Source organism: Pseudoalteromonas sp. S2755 (assembly GCF_005886535.1).
In the GTDB taxonomy this organism is placed as follows: Bacteria; Pseudomonadota; Gammaproteobacteria; order Enterobacterales; family Alteromonadaceae; genus Pseudoalteromonas.
The window spans coordinates 17,907-38,106 of record NZ_PNDS01000046.1 but is presented as its reverse complement, the minus strand read 5'-3'; the positions used below and the strand labels follow the sequence as shown (position 1 = coordinate 38,106).

11 protein-coding genes are annotated in these 20,200 nt (G+C 43.8%); 2 read left to right on the top strand and 9 right to left on the bottom strand.

Features of this window, described 5'->3' with window-relative positions; all coding sequences use genetic code 11:
* Positions 1-4: 4 nt before the first annotated feature.
* The 3 genes from edd to glk all read right to left on the bottom strand — a co-directional run bounded on the left by edd (position 5) and on the right by glk (position 4,444).
* Positions 5-1,858: a phosphogluconate dehydratase gene (gene edd, locus CWC03_RS09140; protein ID WP_138581601.1), complete on the bottom strand. Its 1,854-nt coding sequence runs from the start codon at positions 1,856-1,858 to the stop codon at positions 5-7.
* 554 nt (positions 1,859-2,412) lie between these two features.
* Positions 2,413-3,432 (bottom strand): LacI family DNA-binding transcriptional regulator, encoded by a 1,020-nt coding sequence (locus CWC03_RS09135; protein WP_138581599.1) that lies wholly within the window; start codon positions 3,430-3,432, stop codon positions 2,413-2,415.
* 10 nt (positions 3,433-3,442) lie between these two features.
* Positions 3,443-4,444: a glucokinase gene (gene glk / locus CWC03_RS09130; protein WP_128728334.1), complete on the bottom strand. Its 1,002-nt coding sequence runs from the start codon at positions 4,442-4,444 to the stop codon at positions 3,443-3,445.
* 318 nt (positions 4,445-4,762) lie between these two features.
* On the opposite strand from glk, the gene CWC03_RS09125 reads away from it, so the two are divergent.
* Positions 4,763-5,782, top strand: a complete 1,020-nt coding sequence (locus CWC03_RS09125; RefSeq protein WP_138581717.1) for a LacI family DNA-binding transcriptional regulator — start codon at positions 4,763-4,765, stop codon at positions 5,780-5,782.
* 62 nt (positions 5,783-5,844) lie between these two features.
* Here the strand turns inward: CWC03_RS09125 and CWC03_RS09120 are convergent, their stop codons facing one another.
* The 5 genes from CWC03_RS09120 to CWC03_RS09100 form a co-directional block, all read right to left on the bottom strand.
* Entirely contained in the window at positions 5,845-8,241 is a 2,397-nt protein-coding gene (locus CWC03_RS09120; RefSeq protein ID WP_138581598.1) for a glycoside hydrolase family 15 protein, read from the bottom strand.
* A 10-nt stretch (positions 8,242-8,251) separates the two neighbouring features.
* On the bottom strand, positions 8,252-9,751 hold the full coding sequence (locus CWC03_RS09115) for an MFS transporter (protein WP_138581596.1): 1,500 nt from the start codon (positions 9,749-9,751) through the stop codon (positions 8,252-8,254).
* Positions 9,752-9,754: 3 nt separating this feature from the next.
* Positions 9,755-11,629: an alpha-amylase family glycosyl hydrolase gene (locus CWC03_RS09110; protein WP_138581594.1), complete on the bottom strand. Its 1,875-nt coding sequence runs from the start codon at positions 11,627-11,629 to the stop codon at positions 9,755-9,757.
* 119 nt (positions 11,630-11,748) lie between these two features.
* On the bottom strand, positions 11,749-13,263 hold the full coding sequence (locus CWC03_RS09105; RefSeq protein WP_138581592.1) for a tryptophan halogenase family protein: 1,515 nt from the start codon (positions 13,261-13,263) through the stop codon (positions 11,749-11,751).
* Positions 13,264-13,421: 158 nt separating this feature from the next.
* Positions 13,422-16,280, bottom strand: coding sequence for a TonB-dependent receptor (locus tag CWC03_RS09100; RefSeq protein WP_138581590.1), 2,859 nt, complete (start codon positions 16,278-16,280; stop codon positions 13,422-13,424).
* A gap of 635 nt (positions 16,281-16,915) precedes the next feature.
* On the opposite strand from CWC03_RS09100, the gene CWC03_RS09095 reads away from it, so the two are divergent.
* Entirely contained in the window at positions 16,916-18,535 is a 1,620-nt protein-coding gene (locus tag CWC03_RS09095) for an alpha-glucosidase family protein (protein WP_138581588.1), read from the top strand.
* Between the two features lie 30 nt (positions 18,536-18,565).
* Here CWC03_RS09095 and CWC03_RS09090 read toward each other — a convergent pair whose 3' ends face one another.
* Positions 18,566-20,176, bottom strand: coding sequence for an EAL domain-containing protein (locus CWC03_RS09090; RefSeq protein WP_138581586.1), 1,611 nt, complete (start codon positions 20,174-20,176; stop codon positions 18,566-18,568).
* Positions 20,177-20,200 lie beyond the last annotated feature (24 nt).

Sequence of the window (20,200 nt, the reverse complement as noted above, 5' to 3'; positions counted from 1 at the left end):
GTTATTATTCTTCGATGCCAAATGAGCATGCGCCTTGATCTGCACTGCTCACTACGTGTCTAAATCCTGAGAATAGCTCTCGACCCGTACCAAATGTTTGCGATTGCGGTGAAAGCTGTAATTCGCGCTGTGCCATTTCTTCATCAGAAACGTGTAGCACTAATTCGCCTTTTGGTGCATTTAAGGTGATCAAATCACCTTCGTGTACTTTTGCAATTGCACCACCTTCAACCGCTTCCGGCGCAAGGTGTATTGCTGCTGGCACTTTACCCGAAGCACCAGACATACGACCATCCGTGACAATTGCCACTTTAAAGCCTTGGTCTTGTAGTGTAGCCATCACTGGTGTCAGTTTATGAAGCTCAGGCATACCTTTCGCTTTAGGGCCTTGTTCTTTAATCACGGCAATAAAATCTTGGTTAAGCTTGCCAGCAGCAAAGGCTTCTTGTAATTCACCTTGAGAACTGAATACCTTCGCCGGTGCAGTCACAGTTTGATGCTGCTCTTGTACCGCAGACACTTTAATCACCGCTTTACCCAAATTACCATTAAGTAGTTGCAAGCCGCCTTGCTTGTTAAATGGATTTGCCACTGGACGAAGTACGTCTTCATCCAGTGAGTTCTCAGGTACTGGTACCCACTTCACTTTGGCAGGGCCTTGATTGTCGCTGATAATCACATTGCTGTTGATATCCAGTAGTGGTTCCATGGTGTAAGCATCAAGTCCTTCACCCACAATCGTTTTTACGTCATTGTGTAAGAAGCCGCCATCTCTTAATTCACGCATTAAGAAACCCATGCCACCAGCCGCTTGAAAGTGGTTTACATCGGCATGGCCATTTGGATAAATACGCGTTAACAGCGGCACCACTTCAGACAAATCCGCCATGTCTTTCCAAGTGATTTGAACACCCGCCGCTTTTGCCATTGCGACTAAGTGAATAGCATGATTGGTAGAACCACCAGTAGACAACAGACCAACTAAGCCATTAATAACGGTTTTTTCACTCACGATATCCGCAAGTGCATTGCCGCTTTTACCGTCAAGTAGCTGAGTTAGCATGGTCTCAACCGCACTCGCCGTTAAGCCATCTCTTAATTCTGTGTATGGATTGATAAACGAGCTACCTGGTAAATGAAGACCCATGATCTCCATTAGCATCTGGTTCGAGTTCGCCGTACCGTAGAAAGTACAAGTACCTGCACTGTGGTATGAAGCACTCTCAGCTTCCAGTAACTCTTCGCGGCTGACTAAGCCCTGTGCAAACTTTTGACGAATGCGCGCCTTTTCTTTGTTCGGGATCCCTGATTGCATTGGACCTGCGGGTAAAAAGAAAATGGGCAAATGACCAAAAGACAAAGCACCGATTAATAGTCCTGGGACGATTTTGTCACAGACACCAAGACAGAAAACCCCATCGAAGACATCATGTGACAACGCCACCGCTGTTGACATGGCAATGACATCTCGAGAAAACAAAGATAGTTCCATGCCATCGCGGCCTTGGGTCACCCCGTCACACATTGCAGGTACACCGCCTGCAACTTGTGCAGTCGCGTCAAACTTGTTTGCCACTGCTTTAATTAAATCTGGATATTCTTTATATGGCTCGTGCGCCGACAGCATGTCATTGTACGAATTGATAATTGCTAGGTTCGGTTGCTCGTCTTCTTTTAGGCGAGCCTTATCACTGCTTGAGCAAGCAGCCATTACGTGTGCTAGGTTTCCACAGCCCAGTCCTGCTCGTACGCGCGTTTGTTTTTTTGCTTGTTGGATTCGAGCTAAATAGGCTTGACGTGTTGCTTTGCTTCGCTCAATGACGCGTTCGGTGACTTCCTGAATTCGTGGATGCAACATATTACTGACTCTCTAGTGTTAGAGGAAAAAGGCTCTGCACGATTATCAGCATTCGTGATAATCCTTGTACAGAGCTGCTTTGATTTACCCGTTCAAAGGTACGTTATCAGGTTGTCTCTCACCCCAACCTGACACCGGTGTCACTATATTTACGCATAAAGCTGACACCGGTGTCAACCCTTCTTATAAATTTAGTCTAACTTTTTAAAATGACCAAATTATAACCACTTAAAACTTTGCTGCTATCTGCAGTATAAAAATCATTACCCAACTGATTTTATTAGTAATTATTATGACAAAAAGAATAATATTAATGATTGAGCGAAATCATCATTTGATAGCGAAGTTATCAATGAGTTTTAACTTGACAGCATGACCCCTAATGTATGGGTCAGCGGACCTGATTATCGTGACATCAATCAGTGCATTCTCTAGTCCGAGCTTTGCATAGAATAACTTACAAAAGAATTGCAACGATTTCCCTTGTAACAGCTAAAATAAAAAGCCCAACGACTAAGCGTTGGGCTTTGGGGCAAGTATAAAAATTGAAAATGTTATGAGTTCGAACGCGCTTTCGTCGATTCTCGAGTGATGAGTTTAGCTTCTAAAACTTGCTGAAATGGTGCTTCTTGCGGCTGAGCTATATGCTTAATCAGCTCTTCTACCGCTATTCGAGTCATTTCTTCCACAGGCTGCGCTATCGTCGTCAGACCCGGCCAAATATGCCTTGCGATAGGTGCGTTATCAAACCCAGCAATAGATAACTGCTCGGGCACTTTGATCTCTCTCTGGGTCGCAAGTTTTAACACGGCCGCAGCCATGTAGTCGTTTGATGCAAATACAGCCGTTGGCCTTGGCTCTAAGTCCAATATGGCTTTTGCACTATCTGCACCTGAGTGATAACTAAAGTTACCTTCTGCAACTAATCGTTCGCGATATTCAATGCCATGTTTTGCTAGCGCTTTTTGGTAGCCAGAGAAACGATTTTCTGTAGCACTGTGATCAGGGTGACCTTTAATAAAGGCAATTTCGGTATGACCTAAATTGATCAGATGCTCAGTTAACTCAAAAGCCCCCTGCTCGTCATTACTGCGAATTGAAATCGAATCATCACCTTCAATGGCTGAAGCAACGCGTGCATAGGGAATATTACGTTGCTTTAAAAAAGCAATAAGCTCGTTGGAGTCTGAAAACGGTGGAGTAAGCACAATACCATCAAGTCTCGATGTGGTCAGCAGCTGCTCAACATTGTCGATGAGGTCTTGGCCGCGCAGTTCACAAGGATGTATCAATAAATTGTAACTATGCTTCTGACACGCTTCCAGCGCACCACTTTGCACTCGCGTGATATAGCTTTTTGATGGATTGTCGTATAAACAGCCAATGATAAAGCTACGGTTTTGTGCCAAACCGCGTGCAATAGGATTTGGCTTATAATTCAGCTCTTCAAAGACTTTCAGGACTTTTTCCCGCGTTGCTGGACTAACATTTGGCTCGTTATTTAATACTCGAGATACAGTCTTTTTAGATACTCCGGCATATTCGGCAACGCTATTAATAGTTACTTTTTTCATCGATTTTCCCTTAAGCTCGGCGTCGCTCATGAATACATGCCGCTGCACCAATCAGTGGGATATTATCTTGTACCACCAAAGTCACTGGAATTTGGCTCGTGTACTGTGACATCATGCCTTTTTCGGTAAAGCGCTCAACAAAGCTACTTGCTTGTAATCGCGCTTTCATCCGCGGCAAGATCCCACCACCAATATAAACACCACCTAAGGCTCCAAAAGTCAGCGCTAAATCGCCAGCTACGCTCCCCATCCAGTCACAGAAGTGACTCAATGTTGCGTCACAAACCTTGCATTCTTTCGCAAGCGCACTGATCTGCGCAGCATTAAGATCTTTAGCTTGCTCACCACGCACTTCAGCCATGGCTTTATAGAGTCTCGCAATACCCGGACCTGAAAATACCGTTTCGACTGAAACATGTTGAATACTCGCGCGCAGCACCTTTAATAACTCTTTGTCTAGAGCAGTAACCGGCGCAAGCGATATATGCCCTGCTTCACAGCTCATCACTGCGCTGCCATTGATATCTCTAGCAAGACAAGCCGCACCAAATCCAGTGCCCGGACCCATCACGCCGATATTTGCACCTAGCTCAGGTTGACCTTGCTTAATTACTAGATTTTTCTCTAGTGCCAAATAAGGTGCCGCGTAGGCAAAAGCGGCAAAATCGTTGATCACGGCAAGCTCGGTAAAGTCGAACTGAGCTTTGATATCTTCTGAACTAAAGTGCCAACCTAAATTAGTTAAATGAACTTGCTGAGATTTAATAGGACCAGCAACCGCGAGGCAGGCTCTGCTTGGTTGCGCAACAGGTAGCTCAGTTAAATATTTTTGGATAGCGGATTCAAAAGACTGGAATTCAGCACTAGGAAAAGTGACTTGATGCGTAATTGAAAAATGGTTAGTTCGCGCATCAAAATCTGACACGATTGCAAATCTGGCGTTTGTTCCCCCGATGTCGGCAACGACAATCGGCTCAAACGGCACGGATGAATGGCTTGTTGTCTGGCTCATATTATTATCTCTTTATCACTGCGATTATGCTTGGGCTAACATCAGGGCTGCCAGCACACGTCCTGCAATTTACTGTCTCAACTCGCCAAAATTTGCACGCCTTGGCTTTTGCTCTTACCTGTTATTCTGTTAATTTGGTAAAAAAATGCTGCCCTTGGCATAGGGCAGCCAAATACGTTTTGACAACAAAATGATAAAACATCGACATTATGACACCGGTGTCAGACTGTATCAATAAAAATTTGCAAATTCGGTGAAATTGGTTGAAAAAAAAATTGAATGACTGACAATGTCACTGTCTTAAGCGTTGAGAAGAACATGAAAGGTAAAGCAACTTCATTTGATATCGCCCATTATGCTGGTGTTTCGCAATCTACGGTGTCGCGCGCCCTAAGAAATAGCCCTTTGGTTAACGAAGAAACTCGTCGTCGCGTTCATGAGATTGCTAAAAAGCTTAACTATAAGGTCGATAAAAACGCGAGTAATCTACGCACGCAGCAAAGCAGTACATTGGCTTTGCTGTTATTTGAAGATCCCACAGAAGACGAGTCACAAATTAATCCTTTCTTTTTAAGTATGCTTGGCAGTATTACCCGAGCATGCGCGAAAGAAGGCTATGACCTTTTAGTGTCGTTTCAATCGACGAGCAGTGATTGGCATGCCGATTACGAGGATAGTCATCGTGCTGACGGGTTAATTTTACTCGGCTATGGTGATTACATCGATTACCAGTCAAAGTTACAAACTCTACTCGACAACCACACAAAGTTTGTTTGCTGGGGGGCAACGGTTGATAACCGTCCAGACCTCACTGTGAGCTGCGATAATTACGGTGGTGGTGTATTAGCTGCAAAGCATTTAATCGACATGGTCAGAACAGATTGTGCGTTTATTGGCGATGCCTCGGATCACAGCCCGGAATTTTTTGCGCGTTTTAAAGGTTTTAGAGACACCCTTAAAGCAAAAGGTATTGAGGTGAGTGACCGTAAAATGGCAAATGCGATTTCCACAGAAGACTCAGGGTATCATGCGACTCGCTCTTTAATCGCCAACAATGTTAAATTTAATGCGCTTTTCGCTGCTAGCGATCTCATTGCTATTGGCGCGATTAAGGCGCTTCAAGAAGCGGGCGTTCGCGTGCCGCATGATGTGCATGTCGTTGGCTTTGATAACATTGCCGCGGCGGGTTATGTTTCTCCCTCTTTGACTACTGTGCAGCAAAACACCACATTGGCGGGGCAAATGCTGGTCGATAACCTACTTACGCTTATCCGAGGTGAAGCGGTAACCTCTACCCTCTTGCCGCCGAAATTGATTATTAGGCAGTCTTCACGGTAGCAATAGCGATAAAAAATGCCGAACTCATGTTCGGCATTTTTTATGTGTTTACTTACAGTTTGTTATTTCAGTTTACTTTCTACGATTGGGTAGTGATCCCATACTTGCTTTTCATTAAGAGAGCGCACTAACTTTACGTATTCAGCATGTGTCCAAGCCAAAGGCGTCGCTGAGTTCGTTCCTTCACCAAGTTGATAGCCAAAGGTATTTTTACCCACACCATCCCATACTTGCTCAGGTAACATCATGCCTTCATTAGCAAAGTGCTCCATGCCCTTCACATAAGTATTTTGTATTTTGCTCTGTTCATCCGCACTTAATTCACCATCAAGCAGCGCCAGCGCAATATCATAGTGACCACGCTCTCCGGTAAAGAAAGGCCACACTCGACCGCGTTGACCATCAGTATTCTGGCCATTTTCGGCATAATTGATACCGCGCTTCTCATCTTCACCATAACCGTCATTACCGTAACGACGGTACCCCGGATAACTATTAACATCACCATCAAATTTAAAGCTATATTTTACTCTTAAGTTGTCAGCTATCGATTCATCATCGTATTCAGGCATGGTGGCCACGATGCTCGGGGCGTCAGCCCCTCTAACCCCGTAACGCACAAGTTCTAAAAAGCCACCGTCGATGATCTGCTTCTTATCTATTCCGCTGCGGCCATTGTTGGCATTTAAGGTCGTACTGGAATTAGGATCTTCGTCTTGTCCAATACGGAAGAAATACTGACCGTCACTGTGTTTGCTTTGCAGACTACCTTTGGTTGTGAACATGAATGACTCAACATCACGATTGTATTGCTGCGCCGTCGCAAGGAATTTCTCTTGTCCCGCTTTATCACCAGCCAATTTAGCAATATCGCTCGCCGTCACAAGGCCAGCAATGATTGCCGCGGTAGTCGATGGCGAATAGCCATTTTGCTCTTCCCAACGCTCTTGCTGTGTCGCAGGCGGTGTGATTTGCGTGTCATTCCATAATATTTTAGCCAGTCCCCCTTCAACTAAGAAGTTAGCCGCAGGCTTTAACATCTTATTGTACCAATAAACCAGTCTTTCATCGCTTAGCACACCCGATTGCCACAGTTTCCATGCCAGCATGATTGGCATTGCCGTTTGGTCAAGCTGTACACCAACCCACTCAAGCTCGCCATCTACATGCGTTTTTTGTAAGAACCAGCCAGTATCTCCATGGTTACCCGGTGTTTTATCCGTAACTTGCACTTTTTCTAGATACTCGAAAGCAGTGAGTGCTGTTTGTGTATCTCCCATCGCCAAAAATGCCATCGCTACTTGATAAAAATCACGCACCCATACTGCTTTATAACCGGTATGACCTTGCTCTGCTGGCACTGTGTCACCCCACGGATTTGACAACGATGCTATCAGCGCACCGGCATGGGTTTTATCTTCTTGCGCCTTAAGCACTAGTGCACTGGTGTAAAGTAGCTTGCCGTTGTCTGCGGTATTTGTCGTCATGGACTTAAGTGGCGCTAAACTTTCGAGATAATCTTGCCAGCCCGTCGCTTCGCCTTGACCATTATAATCAGCCAGTACCTTATCGTAACCTTTGGCTAATGTAGTCGCCCCCTCAGCAAAGCTCTGCTGCTGAGAATGACCAAAACTCAAGGTAAGGTCAAAGGTGCTGCTGCCCTTTACTTGCCCTAAGTTTGCCAACCAGTTAACGTTGCCACTCTCTTTACCTGTAGACGCATAAGCTTGGGCTATATGTCCTGTAGTCTCAAGTGCCGCTAAATTATCGCTGGTGCCAGTAAAACCAACAGATGCTTCAACAAAGCCAGTTTTGCTCTGCAAAGAGAGATAATTCTTACCTTCCCATGCTAACAAACCTTGCTCTGTCACTTCTGCAAAATCGTTTAAGCCATTGTTATTCACGTATGGGTTAACGTTCACAAAAGCTTGTACACCTTTGAGATCACTGTCTACTTTTGCTCTAACAAACAAGGTTTGTCCATCAGGATCGGTAAAAATATGCTTTTCAAGGGTAAAGCGACCTTGTTTATCCTTGCTTAAAATTTTGTAAGCAAGCGATAATGGTCGCCCACTGGCATCTTTATAAAGATAGTCAATCGTGACATCTAAAGCCTCGATGTCAGATTCTTTCACTGCAAAGCCGTCACCCACGATGATAAATTGCATGTCTTTGATCTGCGCTTGGTGAATAAGTCCAAACATGGTCTCTGTGATCATCCCTTTTGCAACAGAAAACCATACCTTTGAAACTGCTTTAGTAGCCGTAGAATCGCTGTACTTGCCGTCTTCGTACACTTCGTACGACGTGCCAATCCCCGTTTTTCCAGAGTATGACCAATAAGGTTTAACGCCAGGTGCACCTGGTGCCGTCAGGGTTTCATTGCCAGATTGCTGTGATCCGCAACCCATGAGGCCAGCACTTACCAGAGCAAGTGCAATTGTTGATAGTTTAATCATCTCGTTCTCCTTATTGAGCCTTTATCGTGACTCTTGAAACAGCTAATGCAGCGAGTAAAAATGACACGCCTCCGATGACGAGTGCAAATATCGGTTGGTTATCAAAACCATGACGTAGAATTAGACCTAGAATACTGGCGGCGAGTAATTGTGGGATCACGATAAAAAAGTTAAAGATCCCCATAAATACACCCATTTTGTTGCTTGGCAAAGCGTTACTTAACATCGCGTAAGGTAATGACAAAATAGATGCCCAAGCAAAGCCAATGCCCACCATTGGCAACCAAAGTAATGTGGGGTCACCAATAAATTTGAAGCTAATTAAAGACACAGCACCAAAAAACAAGTTAGCTGCATGTGCCCCTTTGAGACCAATGTGCTTAACCATGAATGGGATCACCATCGCAGCAATGGCAGCAAAGCCATTGTAAGCTGCAAATAACACCCCAACCCAGTCAGCACCATCGTTATAAATTTTGCTCGTTACATTTGACGTACCATAGTGATGGCTCGTCACCGCTGAGGTAGTGTAGATCCACATGGCGAATAGCGAAAACCAGCTAAAAAACTGCACCACAGCAAGCTGCTGCATGGTCTTTGGCATCGTAAATAAGTCAAAAATAACATGATAAAAACCATTACTTACACGCTGTTTTTGCTGCATCACATGTGCAATAACAAATACAATTGCAAAAGCGATGAGCAGCCCGCTAAGCAAATAAAGCTCTTTTTCAAGGCCAAGAAGTGCAACGGCAAGCAACACAATAACGCCAATGAAACCACTCACCGCACTGCCTTTTATAAAGTTCACAGGTAAGTCTGACAGTGTTGCGCTTTGCGTATTCGTTTGCGCTTGTTCAAAGGCTGCGAGTTGCTCAGGGCTATATTCTTTCGTTTTTAGAATCGTCCACAATACGGAGATGAACAAGACAGCTCCCCCCCAGTAAAATGCGTATTTTACCGAGTCAGGGATTTCTCCAGCAGGTGCTGTGTTACTCACCTCAAACCAATTGGTCATCATCCAAGGCAGCGCAGACGCGACCACGGCACCAACACCAATGAAAAAGCTCTGCATCGCATAACCTGTAGCACGTTGCTTTTCATTCAGATTATCACCTACTAATGCTCTAAACGGCTCCATAGTGACGTTGATTGACGCATCCATGATCCACAGCATACCCGCCGCAATCCAAAGCGTTGGAGAATTGGGCATGATAAAAAGCGATAGCGTGGTGAGAATAGCCCCCCACAAGAAAAATGGTCTTCTACGGCCAAGTTTTCCCCATGTTCTATCACTCCAGTAGCCGATAATTGGTTGCACGATTAAACCCGTTAAGGGCGCTGCAACCCACAAAATAGGGATGTCATCGACCTTAGCACCGAGGGTTTGAAAAATACGACTCACATTGCCATTTTGCAGTGCAAAACCAAATTGGATCCCAAGAAACCCAAAGCACATATTCCATATCTGCCAAAAACTGAGTTGTGGTTTTTGTTGTTCTTGTTGCATAGGTTACTTCTCTAATTGATAAACCACGCTGGCAAGCGGTGCTAGCGTAATCGTTGCGTTGGCGTGCTCGCCATCAGTCGTTGGTTGTAATTGTAAAGTCGGGTGTGACTCTAAAATATCGTTATAAACACCATGCCACTCTTTAGGCAGATTGATGGTGACTATTTGTTCTTGTTCTGCATTAAAGTTGCTCACGACCAACAGCTTTTGTTGACCTAATTTACGGCCAAATGCCATGACTGTTTCAGCATTGCTTGACATCTCAGCGCTCAGAGCGACTTGCTGGTACTCACCAGCTGCAATCGCCGGCTGCTTTGCAAGATTGAGTAATTTGACGTAGTAATTACGAAGTGCCTTTTGCTCATTTGAAAGTAGCGCGCCATCAAATTCCCCGTTATTCATCCATTTTTGATGTTCGGGTACACCAATATAGTCAAAGATACTGGTTCTGCTTGGACTGCCGAACCCCGCCTGCTCAGAGCCGTCTTCCCCTAATGTTTGTCCAAAATAGATCATCGATGGCGCTGTGCTTATCAGGTGACTAACCACCATAGCGGGTTTACCTTTTAGCGGATCGCCTACAAATTCAGAGCTTGCGATACGCTGCTCATCATGGTTTTCTAAAAAGTGCAACATATGGGGGGCAATATCGGCTACCGATTGATGCATATCCAACACCGCTTGGGCACTACCTTTGCCTTGCATTAACGCCTTCAAGGTGTCGTAGAAACCCACTTTGTCGTAAAGGTAATCCATTTTCCCTTGCTTGATATACGGGCGATATAAAGTGGGGTTATAGACTTCTGCAAGCAAGAAAGCTTCAGGATTTTTTGTTTTAATCGACGAGTTTAAGAAGCTCCAAAACTCTACTGGCACCATTTCCGCCATATCGTAGCGAAAACCGTCTACGCCCTTTTCTAACCAAAAGTGGGTAATGGCTTGAAATTTGTACCAACTATCGGGCAATTGCTTGTGTTGCCAAAATTCAAAGTGCGCACGGTAATCTTGCTGCGCATACTCATCTGGCAAGCGATCGAAATCGTAGCTACCATCAGGCTTCACCCCATAATTCACTTTGACGGTTTCATACCAATCATTAATATCAGGCTTTGCCGCACGAGCCCCATTACCGGTCCACTTTGCTGGATTTTCTGCAAATTTGCCATCCGCCAATGGATGAGATCCACCACCTAACACCTGATAGTTTTCACTCGTTGGTACGGTAAACTCCTCACCAACCACGTAATAAAAGTTATTGTCCCTAGCATATGCAACTTGCGTGTCGTCATTCGCGCCAAAATCGACTGCTCCTTTAGGCGCACCGAGTGACTCATAGTTACGAGCGACATGGTTTGGCACAATATCGATGATCACTTTTAAGCCCGCGTCATGTGTGCGTTTGATTAAGGCTTCAAATTCAGCCAGTCGTGCGGAAGGATCGTTCGCAAGATCAGGGTTAACATTGTAGTAATCTTTTATCGCATAGGGTGATCCTGCTCTGCCTTTTACAACGTCAGGATCATCTTGGCTGATCCCATACTTGCTATAATCCGTCACTACTGCGTGATGAAGGACACCGGTATACCAAACATGGGTCACGCCCATCGCCTTGATTTGTTGTAGTGCCGTAGGAGTAAAATCAGAAAACTTGCCTACACCGTTTTCCTCAATTGTTCCCCAAGGTTTGTTCACCGTTTTGGTATTGCCAAAGAGCCTTGTGAAGACTTGATAAACAACGGGTTTGCTCACTGGCACCACTTCCGATTGCAATGTCATTTGTTCAGTTTTATTGTCAACTGGCTTAGGGCCACAGCCGCTTAAACCTACTGCACCACCCAAAAGCGCTGACACAGCCAATAGTAGAGATTTATTTTTCATAGTGTTGTCATAATGCTGTTTTAAAAGAGTCTACTTGCGTAAACGAACGTACTGAACCCATCACATATGTATTCAGACAGACCCTTTATTAGATTTTATTTATAACGATTAATACCAAGTTACTTGTGAACATTTGCCACAAAGCTTTCTAGCTCCATTCGGTGATCTTTAAAATTCAATCCACATCGTCTGATGAAATCATTCACTTTTTCGATGCTATGTTGGTTTGCTAGGGCATTGCCTGACTTAAGCTGAGATTGTTCTGGGTAGATACCATAACCTGCCAATAAACAATGCCAGCTGACTGAAGGGTAATATTGATCAACGTTTTGGCGAACTAATTCATCCGATAAGTTGTTACCAGAAACCCAAGCCTGTAAAATTTGATAGAGTGACCGCGATAAGTGGTTATTGTTGGCATTATCAAGCCAGTAGTTGGTGTCAGTACGACTATTCACACGATAATGAGCGACGATATAGTCTCGAATAGCCTGATACCGTTCGCTCAAAGCGCGGTTGTGTTTATCTCTGTTACCATCGGTAAAATCCGCATCTTGGTAGCATTCAATGAAACTTTGAACGGTTTCTTGGACTATATGCAAAGCGGTTGCTTCTAATGGCTCTATGAAGCCCTGAGATAAACCAATCGCTATGCAGTTTTTACTCCAGTGCGCTTTAACTTGCCCGACTTTCATTTTTATATGCCGAGCTTCTACTTCTGAGTCCAACAAACCCAAAGCAGCCCTTAGCTCAGTTTCTGCTTGATCCGCATCGCAGTAACGCTGACTATAAACATAACCATTACCGATACGGTTCGTTAGTGGAATGTGCCAAGACCACCCAAATTGACGCGCAACAGATTGTGTTTCGGAGCGAATAGTGTCAAGTTGCTTGGTAGGTATAACGACCGCAGCATCGTTAAATAAATTGGACTCAAATGACTCAAAACCCACACCTAAAGTGTGTTGTAGCAGTAAACTTTTGAAGCCCGAGCAGTCAATAAAGATATCACCAGCGATTTCTGTACCATCAGACGTTATCAGTGCCGCAATATCACCATCAAGGTGTTTTCGAACGTCGGTAATTGTGGCATCAATGTGTTTTACATTAAACTCAGCCGCTTTGCGAGCCAACAACTGGCCTAGCAAAGCAGAGTCAAAGTGATAACCATAATTAATTTCGAATGGGAAGCTTTCTGCAGCAATTGGGGATTTATTTAAATCAGCCAAGTGAGTCGCTAAAAAAAAGTGGTCTGGGTGGCCCTCTACGTCAATCGCCTTACGCCGAACAAAGCTGTTATGAAAAAAAGCCGGTGCACTGTAGTCGTCAGGTTGTGCAGGAAATGGGTGAAAATAGCTAGAAAACCCAGGTTTTGTCGACCAATCTATAAACCGAATGCCATTTTTATAGGTCGCATTACAAGCCGGCATCCACTCGGCTTCCGAGATACCTAAATAGTCCATAAATCCTTTGAACTGCGGAGTAGACCCTTCACCAACACCAATAGTTCCGATGCTAGAAGATTCAACCACAGTGATTTCTATCGCTTTATCTGCCCAGCTTTTTGCCATCATATTCGCGGCCATCCAACCTGCAGTTCCACCACCTAAAATCACTATTTTCTGATTTTTCATCGCCTTCGCACCTTAAACCTATTAAAAACCATGTATTGAAAGTGAAACAAACATATCAATTTAGATAATTGATGATAACCACTCATTGCGCTATGAGCGATTATAAAAAAGCCACCAAAGCAGGTGTTACTTTGGTGGCCATGGATGCTTGCAACTAATTAGAAGCTATAGTTAAACCCTAAATAATACTGGCGACCAAACTCTTTGTACTCACCAGTGGCAAGTGCAGTACCATAGTTAGTGGTATTTGGCTCATCAGTTAGGTTATTAACCTGTAAGACGGCTTCCAAACCATTCTCAAAGTTGTACGATGCCTGCCAATCAACCACAGTATATTCATCAGCCCAAGCTAGAGAAGAGCCACCAGGTGAAGCCCCTTCATACACATACTCATCACGGTAACGGATATTCAGGTGTGTTGTGAACGAGTCTATGTTCCAAAATACCGTCGCACTCCAAACATTTTTTGATAGACCTGGGAGCGGCAATTGCTGATCAGGGAAGTTACCACCGCCATCCACCGTTGTTTCGCTCTCAGTATATGAATAGTTAGCGTTAAAACCTAAGCCCGAAAAGATGCCCGGTAAATTATCAAACATCGTGGTATAAGCAAGCTCAATACCTCTTATGTATCCACCTTGATCATTGTTCTGAGTCGTTTGGTATTGACCCGCAACGAACCCATCTGGTACCTCTAAGCCAATATCAGCCCAGTCAACTTCACCTTCCTGATAAGTGATGCTTTCAATCAAAGATTCAATATCTTTCCAGAATATAGCGGCAACAAAAGCACCACCATCTTCAAAGTAACGCTCATAAGATAAATCAATTTGAGTCGCTCTAAACGGGTCTAAATTTGGGTTACCTTTTGACCACACATTATAACGAGGACTAGTACCATCATTTGCGGTGTCAGCCCAAGAACCTGCACCACCTCTAAGCTGGTAGACAGGTGGGCGGCCAATAACTTCCGCAGCTGCAAACCTAATTTGGTCAGTGTCACTCACTCTGAAATTGAGGTTTAATGAAGGCAATGTATCTGTATACTCAGGACCATAATTAACATGGCGATAATCGGTTCTTTCAACGCCATTGTCATCAATGATTGAGTCGCCAACTTCATCGCCTTGGATCTGTTGAATGCCTATTGATTTCGTATCAGTTCTTACAACTCTAACACCAAAATTACCCGTCACTGGTATGTCAGCAATTTCGGTATCAATGTTAGCCATAATATAACCAGCTAACACTTCTTCTCGAACAGCTCCACTTTCAATAAGTGTCCAGTTATGACCCCAAGTTTGTTGCGCGTCATAGTTACCTGGACCAAATACCTCATCAGCGATACCTTCAAGATCTAATTCCAAGTATTGAAAGCCCCGTGTATCTCTAACCGAGACATACCCCGTCAAATCGTGAGGAATACACGGGTGGTTCTGATCATTAAACTCACAGCCTTTGTTCGTGACGATAGTGCCATCCGGTAACTGATAACCATTTTGACCTTCACGTGCACCCCATCTAAATGTCGAGCGCTGATCAGTAAATTCTCGTTCGGACCAGCGTGCACCGACCTCAATTGAAGAAATAAAGCTGTTCTCAATAAAATATTTAAAATCAACTTTAACGCTATCTAACTCGTCTGTGTACTTGTGAGGGAATTGTTCCCAATCACCCAGTCGCATATTAGATAGGTCAGTATACCCGTTGCCAAGTGTTAACAGTGGTGAGTCTTTCTCTCTTTGTTCAAAAGAAAACGTTTGATTTCTTAATTCTTGCCAAGTGTTAACTAACGTTCCATCTTCCAGTGTGGAAGTACCGTATTCATATGCATGCATTGAAGCAATCATATCTCTACGCGTTTTTTCCCCTTCACTATGAGCCCAGTCGAAGTTTACTTCCCACGAATCTGTCGTGTATTGCAAGTTTAAGCCAAAGCTGTCGGTGGTTGAGTCCGTTGATTGGTCTTCAGAGCGCATCTCAACCCATGGACCATTTGGATCTGTAATAGTGACATCCCCAGCAACTAGAAAGCCGTCTTTAACAACTGCATTGTCAACCGTATACAACGAGTTAATATCTTTTGAAAACCCTTCAATATTTAAGCCGCTCTTTTTATCTTCCGATTCAAACTTAGAATGGAAATAATCAAATTGGACTTTGAATGCGTCTGTTGGCTGATACACCAAGGTGCTTAACAGGCCAAGTCTTTCATCACTGCCTTTGGCTGAGCGATATTGAAAGCCATTAACTGAGCGCTCTTCAGTACCATCACCATCAAAATCTTGAGAGCGTGTAGGAGCATGCGCTGAGATATCAATTGCATTATTTGGTTGGTTTAGATACGCCCCACCAATGGCAAAACCAAGTGTCTCATTTAGGAATTTACCTCGGTATGAAAAACTAATACGTTCGCCTGTTGAATCCGCCCCCACATCTGACGCTGCATCATTGTAGGAATATCTTACCGAAGAATTAAAATTATGTTCTTTTTCAGCATCGAGAGGGTTTGCCGTTTTAAGTTCAACCGTAGCCGCAACACCGCCTTCAATCAGCGACGCTTTTGGTGATTTATACACAGCGGCTTGATTAATTAATTCTGACGGATATTGGTCGAATGAAATCCAGCGACTACCTGCGGTATACCCACTGGTACTCGCCTGCTCACGTCCGTTTAATGTGGTTTGAATAAAGTCGCCGTTCATCCCGCGAATATTAAGTTGCGAAGATTGTCCGCTTGCTCTTACCGCTGTGATCCCAGGCAATCGGCTTAACGAGTCAGCAATTGACACGTCAGGTAAGGAAGCTAAGTCTCCAGCATCAACTACTTCTGCAATGGTGTCGCTAAATCTTTTTTTATCTATTGAGGCGATGATGCTGCGCGAGATACCTCGGACTTCGATCACCTCAACGTTATTTTCTTCATTATTAGCAGTGTTATCTTCAACAGGAGCAGCATGGCTCACACCTGCAGCAATCAGCGCAAGCGTTAGCATACTCGGTTTGAACTTAGACATAATGTTTTATCCCAATTAACCATATTATATTGTGCGATTTGTTCATCTGGCGTGCAAACTGATGAAAAAACAAACGAGCACAGTTGTTGTCAGTCAAATACTAGCGGCTGATTAAATTTGTAAACAACTTTATGCATACGTATTCAAAGCTAGTGCATTTCAACGAAATTTACAGGCTTTTTACAGAAATAAAGCTCAACCTAATGATAAATATATAGTTTTACTTATTAAGGTCATAAGACCGACAACATTTATTTACCTGCTTTAATTTCACTAAATCTTAACTTTCACGGACTATTATTGTTGACTGAACATCAAACCACATCTTCTGTGTTATCTAACGACTTACTCAAGTTAAATTGGTCTTACCAAAAATTTAGTCTTGTAAAGCCTTATTTATCTGGTTATTCCCTTTTGTAGGCCAATATTGGTAAATTTATTTTATAAAATAAAATTATGTAAATGACTTATCATAAATTTCCCCAACAAAACCTGCATACGTATGCAGGTTTTTTACAGCCCCATGAGCATGACGTATTCTTTGGCAAAATTAGTGGTGAAAGTGCCTAGTATCGTATTTACTTGATACTCAGCACGACCACAGAATAAACACGCACATAGCCTGGAGAAAGTGCATGGCAAATAATGAATGGTGGAAAGGCGCGGTTATCTATCAAATATATCCACGTAGCTTTCAGGACAGTAACGCAGATGGTATTGGCGACTTACAAGGTATTATTCAGCGACTAGACTACATTAAGTCGCTTGGTGTTGATGCAGTATGGATTTCACCATTTTTTAAATCACCAATGAAAGACTTTGGCTATGATATTAGCGATTATCGCGATATCGATCCTATGTTCGGCACTATCGAAGATTTTGACACGCTTATCAGTGAAGCACATAACCGTGATATTAAGATCATCATTGATCAGGTACTTAGTCATACCTCAAATCAACACCCTTGGTTTGTCGAAAGTCGTGAAAACAAAACAAACGACAAAGCAGACTGGTATGTATGGGCCGATGCCAATCCAGACGGCAGTCCACCAAACAATTGGCTATCCATTTTTGGCGGTGTTGCCTGGCAGTGGGAGCCTAGACGTTGCCAATATTACCTGCATAACTTCTTAACTGAGCAGCCGGATCTTAACTTTCATCACCCTGAAGTGCGTAAAGCCGTACTAGACAACGTCGAATTTTGGCTTAAAAAAGGCGTTGATGGATTTAGACTAGATGCCATCAACTTCTGTTTTCACGACAAGCAGCTTAGGGATAATCCAGCTAAGCCTATTGAGCTTCGTCAAGGTCGTGGCTTTAGCGAAGACAACCCTTATGCTTTTCAGTACCATTATTACAACAATACACAACCTGAAAACTTACTGTTCATGGAAGAGATCCGTGCCTTATTAGATAGATACCCAGGCACAGTTAGCTTGGGTGAGATAAGCTCAGAAGACTCTTTGCAAACAATGGCAGAGTACACAGCCGATGGTAACAAGCTACACATGGGTTATAGCTTTGAGCTCCTAACTAGCGATTATAGTGCAAAGTACATCAGAGAAACGGTTTCTCGCCTAGAGTCAGTCATGACCGAAGGTTGGCCATGTTGGGCGTTTGCAAATCACGATGTAGAACGGGTAGCAAGTCGCTGGAGTGTAGATGGCAAGGTGAACGATACGCAGGTCAAAATGCTCACCGCCCTTCTCGGTTCATTGCGCGGTAGCGTCTGTATGTATCAAGGCGAAGAACTTGGACTTGGCGAAGCCACCGTTGCTTTCGAGGAGCTGCAGGACCCATATGGCATTACCTTCTGGCCAAACTTTAAAGGCCGTGATGGCTGTAGAACGCCGCTTCCGTGGACAAAAGAAAAAACCAATGCTGGATTCTCAGAATCTAAGCCTTGGTTACCAGTTTCTGAAGCGCATGCGCTACGAGCAGTAGACGAACAGGCAGTAGATGACAATTCAACGCTCAGCTACTATCAAGCTTTTTTACAGTGGCGAAATGCGCAACCTGCACTAAAAACAGGCGATATTGAGTTTATTGATACTCCAGAGCCAGTATTAGCTTTTTACCGTAAAACACAAACCCAGACACTGCTGTGCGCATTCAACTTAGCCGCTACTCAGCAAAGCGTGACACTTCCTGAAGTTGCATTAATGCAGTGCGACCTGAAGCACCTAAGTGGCACGGCAAGCGCAAATGTACTCACTCTTGATGCATTTGGTTGCTACTTCGCTAAGGTTATTTGATTTTAGGGTCTATTAAAAGTAACAGAGTGGTTAAGCTACTCTGTTATCACCCAGCGCTTTACCTACCTCACATTGCAATTGCGGCAGCTCCAATGCTTTAAAGTAAAGCCAGCCTTGGTGAATATTCACTCCTCGACTTTTTAGGTAACTTGCTTGAGCCTGAGTTTCTACCCCTTCGGCAATCAGTTTTTTATCCAGCTTTTCCGCCATATCAATCACCGCCGATAAAACCGGGGATTGCAAAGTATCTAGGCCAATCGATGCGACAAAGCTCTGATCTATTTTCAGTAGGTCAATCGGAAAACTTTGCAGGTACTGCAGACCACTATATCCCGTGCCAAAATCATCAATCGCGATTTCTATTCCGGCACGTTTGAGCTCAGTTAGTACCGTTTTTGTTTGAGCTTGTGTCAGCACATCGCGCTCAGTTAATTCAATAGTCAACGATGATATTTGACATTTTGCAGCGAGTAAGGCGTCTATATAGCGCTTAGAACCCAGAAGTAAACCATTAACGTTAAAAGAAACCTTAAAGCCTGGCTGAGCTTCCAAGATGTCCGTCAAATCACGCACAGCGTTTTCGACTTGCGCTATCGAGATATCTAAAATAGTACCATCTCGCTCAGCCTCTGGAACAAAGTAAGCAGGACCGAGCACACCTTCAAGTGGATGATGCCAGCGAATAAGCACCTCTACGCCCACTATCGACTTTATTTCGGAATTAACGAGAGGCTGATACACGTTAAACAGCTCATCATTTGCCAATGCTCTTAATATTTGTGTTTTACTGCTTAGCTGGCGCTTGTCATAACTGATTAATAACAAAGTGAGGCCAACCCAAGAGACGCCATAAAAAACACTCCAGAGTATTAACCATAACCAACCTAGACTCACTAGTTGCTCGTCATTTTTTGCAATAATCAAACTCATCTGCGGTAAACTTGGAATAGCAGCAACGTAAGCAAATTTTACTTTTCCATCATCAAAAAGTGCTTCTACTGCACGGCTATTAGCGGACGGAAATAGTTTTTGACGGATTGGCAAAGCGTATTTACCATTTAAAAAAATCGGCACACCCGTGCTATTGTCGACCAAGGCAGCAAAATCGGTATTATGATGAGCCGAAATATCAAGCATACTCTTCAGCCAATGAGCAGGGATCAACACATTCACTTCATAGCCATCGTCTCTTGTACGTGCTAGAACAAAGGCTGGAAGCTCCAGGTAGTCAGTAATAACTGGACCGTAGTATCTTAGCCCGGGCTTTTTTATGGGGGCACTGGTATTAACAGGTGGAGTGAGCTGCCCAAAAGAGTTGCAAACCAATTTCCCTTTACTATCTACTATACCTATTTCGCTCATACCTGGATTTTCAAAAACCAATCTACGCATGTACTGTAGACCCTCAGGGTCACAATTCGAAGAAAGGTGGATAGCATGTTTTAAGGTATCGTCTACTACAGCAAACTCTTTGTTGATGTCAGATACAATCCGACTCGCTACGGTAGTAAGGTTGGATTTAGCAGTCTCTTTTTGATGCACATAAGTGAGGGCAGCCACAATTGAAAATACAAAGGTGCAAGACAACCAAGCAATAAAGACATTCTTAAACAACTTGCTTAAGCAGTGTGCTCCTCGCATAAGCTCCTCACTCCACGGAACGCA